We start from the raw sequence: 3,522 nt of genomic DNA, 5'->3' as shown, positions 1-3,522 counted from the left end.
GCAGGCGCTGTTCGCAACCTGGTCCATCGCGGGCTGCCGCGCCGCTAATTCGATAACCGAGAGGTCACACCGTTGCCACACTTCGTTGTTCTGCTTCGTGGAGTGAATGTCGGCAAGGGCAATCGTCTGCCCATGGCCGATTTCCGCGCCTTGCTCGAAGCACAGGGTTTCACAAATGTTCGAACAATCCTGAATAGTGGAAATGCGGTCGTCTCCAGCACACGCCGGTCCGCCGCCGGACACGCGAAACGCGTCGCTGCGACATTGCAAGACAGCCTCGGCCTCAATGTCAATGTGGTGGTCAAGTCTGCAAGCGAGTTCCGGAAGGTTGTAGCAGAAAGCGAATTCGTGCCCCCTGCGGACCATCACTCAAAGTTCTTTGTCGCCTTTGCGCAGCGAAAGTCTCAGATTCAGGCGCTTTCTACTCTGGAGTCCCTCGTCAAACCTCCGGACCGGTTTCTCCTTGGCGGCCAGGCGGCCTACATGTATTGCCCTGGCGGCATACTTGAAAGCAAAGCAGGGAGCGCGTTGCTTGGCAAGATCGGGCGAGCGGTCACATCCAGGAACTGGGCCACCGTGCTCAAACTTGAGAGGCTGCTGCATGAACGTGCGGCCTGACTCGTCGTTCAAGCTGACGTGCAACGGCATGCCGCTTAACCTCAAACGTCAGTCAAAAAAAGAGTTATTGTGATGTCAAAGAAGAAGGTAACCGTAGACGAAGCCATGGCTATTGGCGCAAACCTGGGCATTGACTAGTCACATGTCGATCTGGACGAATTCCGCCGTAGTCTCGAGGTCGAGTTCGAACATGGTTCCCAGAATCCAGAGACGAACGTCACAAACGATGATCCCGTTCTAACCGGAAAAATCGCCTGGGCTCATCTCAAAGAGCTGGCGGATAACTACACGCGTCTCGATCGAATGGAAGCAGAAGCCGAAGGCTAACAGGAGTGGGTTTGCAGCCCACCCCACGCTCACAGTTTGAACCAGTCGGGGTTGGCGTCGGCGTTTCTCGTCGACTTGCGGTTTTCTCGACCGCGCTCCGATTGAACAACCAAGTGCCGTTCGGGTAGCTCAGTGTGGCGCCAAATGGCCGTCACGGTTGACAGGAAGAATTATACTGCGGACAGTATCAAATGAAGTGGATCGTAAGAATCGCAGTGGGGTTGGCAGCGCTCCTGGTTCTGGCAGCGCTCGGGGTCGCCTTCCTCCCGGTGTCTCCTTTCGTGCCTGCCTCAAGGGATCTTGCAGACGAGACACAATTTGATTTGGAAGAGAAAGTGGGGTGGTACCGTCTTGAAGACGGATCCCTGCGCCTGTTGACGTGGGCGGACGAGCGCGGCCTCGTCCTGTATCGATTCGGGAGCAACCGCGACGATCTGGGACGAAGTGCATTCCTACCTGTTACCCCGGACCTGCTGGCCTCGGCCAGCGGTCCGAATGAGCGGCGTTTGGAGTTCGTCAGGGGCAGCAATGCCGTCATCATCAAGGCGAACCTGACGACCCCCGATGGAGTGCAATCGATGGTACCGGTGACCGGACCCTACGAGACCCGAGAGGTGCGCTTCGGGAGTGATGCAGCCCAGTTGGCTGGTCTCCTGCTCTTGCCCGCGGGAGCTGGTCCGCACCCAGCCGTCGCGTTCATCCATGGTTCCGGCACCAGCAGCAGAGATAGATTCTGGTACCTCACGCCTGCAGACTACCTGGCACGTGAAGGAATCGCCGTTCTGCTGCCGGACAAGAGGGGATCCGGTAAGTCGGGCGGAGAGTGGCACACCTCGTCGTTCGGGGAACTAGCCACAGACGCAGTAGACGCTGTCGACTTCCTGGTTGAACAGGCCAGCGTCGATCGGGTACGCGTAGGCCTTGCAGGGTTCAGTCAGGGCGGTTGGGTTGCGCCTCTGGCGGCAGCCCAGTCCGCTGAAATAGCTTTCTTGATCACGATTTCTGGAAGCGTCGCAACCCCATCCGAACAAATTACCTACGAGGTGAGTCGTGAGATCAGAAACGGCGGTGCACCCGGTCTCGTTGCCAGGACCATGGCGCCACTCTTTGCGAGAAGGGCGAAGATGCGACTCAAGTCATGGTGGAAGCTGAATGGCTCCTTCGATCCTATTCCCTACTGGCGGGACCTCGGACGACCGTCGCTGATGTTCTTCGGGGAAGCGGATCAAAACGTGGACGTCTCGCGATCACTCGGTTTGCTGGCAGACGCGGAACTCACGGCGCGAGAAGGATTTTCGACGGTGGTCTTCCCGACCCTAGGGCATGGATTGATCCGCGAGGATACAGGTTGGCTCGAGCCTGAATACCTGAGATCGATGGGCCAGTTCATTCTGAGTAAATAGGAAAGTGAGCGAGGTGAACCACTTTAAAAGAGCTTGATTCTGTCAGCCGTGCGTGCAGGTGTAATCAACATTAACCGGGCCGTACAGCGACGAGATCTGCGCCACAAAATCCTGGCGAAGCGACGGACCAGTTCGGGCGTGTAGAAATCCAACCCGTTCCGGCGGAAGCTATCCGCCGAACGCCTATGGACCTTACGATATGGCAGGCAACGTGTGGGGATACCTATTGGACGAATGGCGCGACGACTATGCCGACCGCAAGGGCTGAGGTAACGACACGCCGAGTTCTAAGGGGCGGAAGCTGAGGTGGACATCCAGTTAATCTGCGCATACGATTTCGTGACGGTCACCTTCCGGAGGGTGCGGGTCCACACGTCGGGTTCCGCTGCGTCCGTCCGGCATCGGGAGCGCCATAACAATATTGTATGTTTCCGCGCATCCGCCGAATTCGTCGCCACGTGGCATGCGACCCTCCCCGACTGCTAATACTTTATGCGCTTCTTCGAATAACAAGGGAGTCCGCGCCACAATACCTGGGGCCGTCGTGCGTTGAAGTATGTAAGATGCTTTCCACTGCATCGTTAGGAACTCTGAAACCTCTTCACTCACCCTCATCCTAAGCCGTGAAATCACTCGCGAGACCGCTCTTCCTGCTCCCAATGCTCGCTCTCCTCTGGGCCCTGCCCGCGCAGGCTCAGGATGGCCCGCCCGCCTTCGTTCGCGACGCGGTCGACGCCGTGATCACATTTCTGCAGAGCGCAGGAGACGAGGCCGTCGAGGAATTCATCGCGCAGGCCATGGTCAGCGATGAGGCCCAGGATCGAACGGCGCTCGCGAATCGCCTCCGCACGTTACGCACAGAGGTCGGATCGATGACCGACGACATTAGCGTGGAGGCTGATCCCGATGGTCTGCGTATTCTGCTATCCGACGGCCGTGCGGAGCGGCAGCTCGCGCTCGGAGTCGAGCCACAAGGCATCACGCGAATTTACCTGCTACCGCCCACCGAAGCGCTTGAACTGACACGAGAGAACCTGGCAGCCACCTTCGACCGACTTGAGGACGAGGGGATGGCCGGCGTGGTGTTCGTACGCCTTGGTGACGAGGTCGTGCTCGAACGCGCACTGGGTATGGCGGACCCCGTTCGCCGGCGTGCCAACACGCTCGAGACCGT

Annotated in this window: 4 protein-coding genes; all 4 read left to right on the top strand. The window is 58.5% G+C overall.

Translation table 11 applies throughout. The annotated features are described in order from the left end of the window. The first annotated feature begins 72 nt into the window (after positions 1-72). Positions 73-618: a DUF1697 domain-containing protein gene (locus tag HKN37_14250; protein NNE47812.1), complete on the top strand. Its 546-nt coding sequence runs from the start codon at positions 73-75 to the stop codon at positions 616-618. Positions 619-1,136: 518 nt separating this feature from the next. Next, positions 1,137-2,348, top strand: coding sequence for an alpha/beta fold hydrolase (locus HKN37_14245; GenBank protein NNE47811.1), 1,212 nt, complete (start codon positions 1,137-1,139; stop codon positions 2,346-2,348). 94 nt (positions 2,349-2,442) lie between these two features. Next, on the top strand, positions 2,443-2,616 hold the full coding sequence (locus HKN37_14240; protein ID NNE47810.1) for an SUMF1/EgtB/PvdO family nonheme iron enzyme: 174 nt from the start codon (positions 2,443-2,445) through the stop codon (positions 2,614-2,616). Between the two features lie 391 nt (positions 2,617-3,007). Further along, on the top strand, positions 3,008-3,522 hold a 515-nt coding region (locus tag HKN37_14235; GenBank protein NNE47809.1), incomplete at its 3' end, for a hypothetical protein.

The sequence above is a fragment of the Rhodothermales bacterium genome, from assembly GCA_013002345.1.
Lineage (GTDB): Bacteria > Bacteroidota > Rhodothermia > Rhodothermales > JABDKH01 > JABDKH01.
Note: the sequence above shows the minus strand (reverse complement) of the source record. Positions and strands in the feature narration are given on the sequence as shown.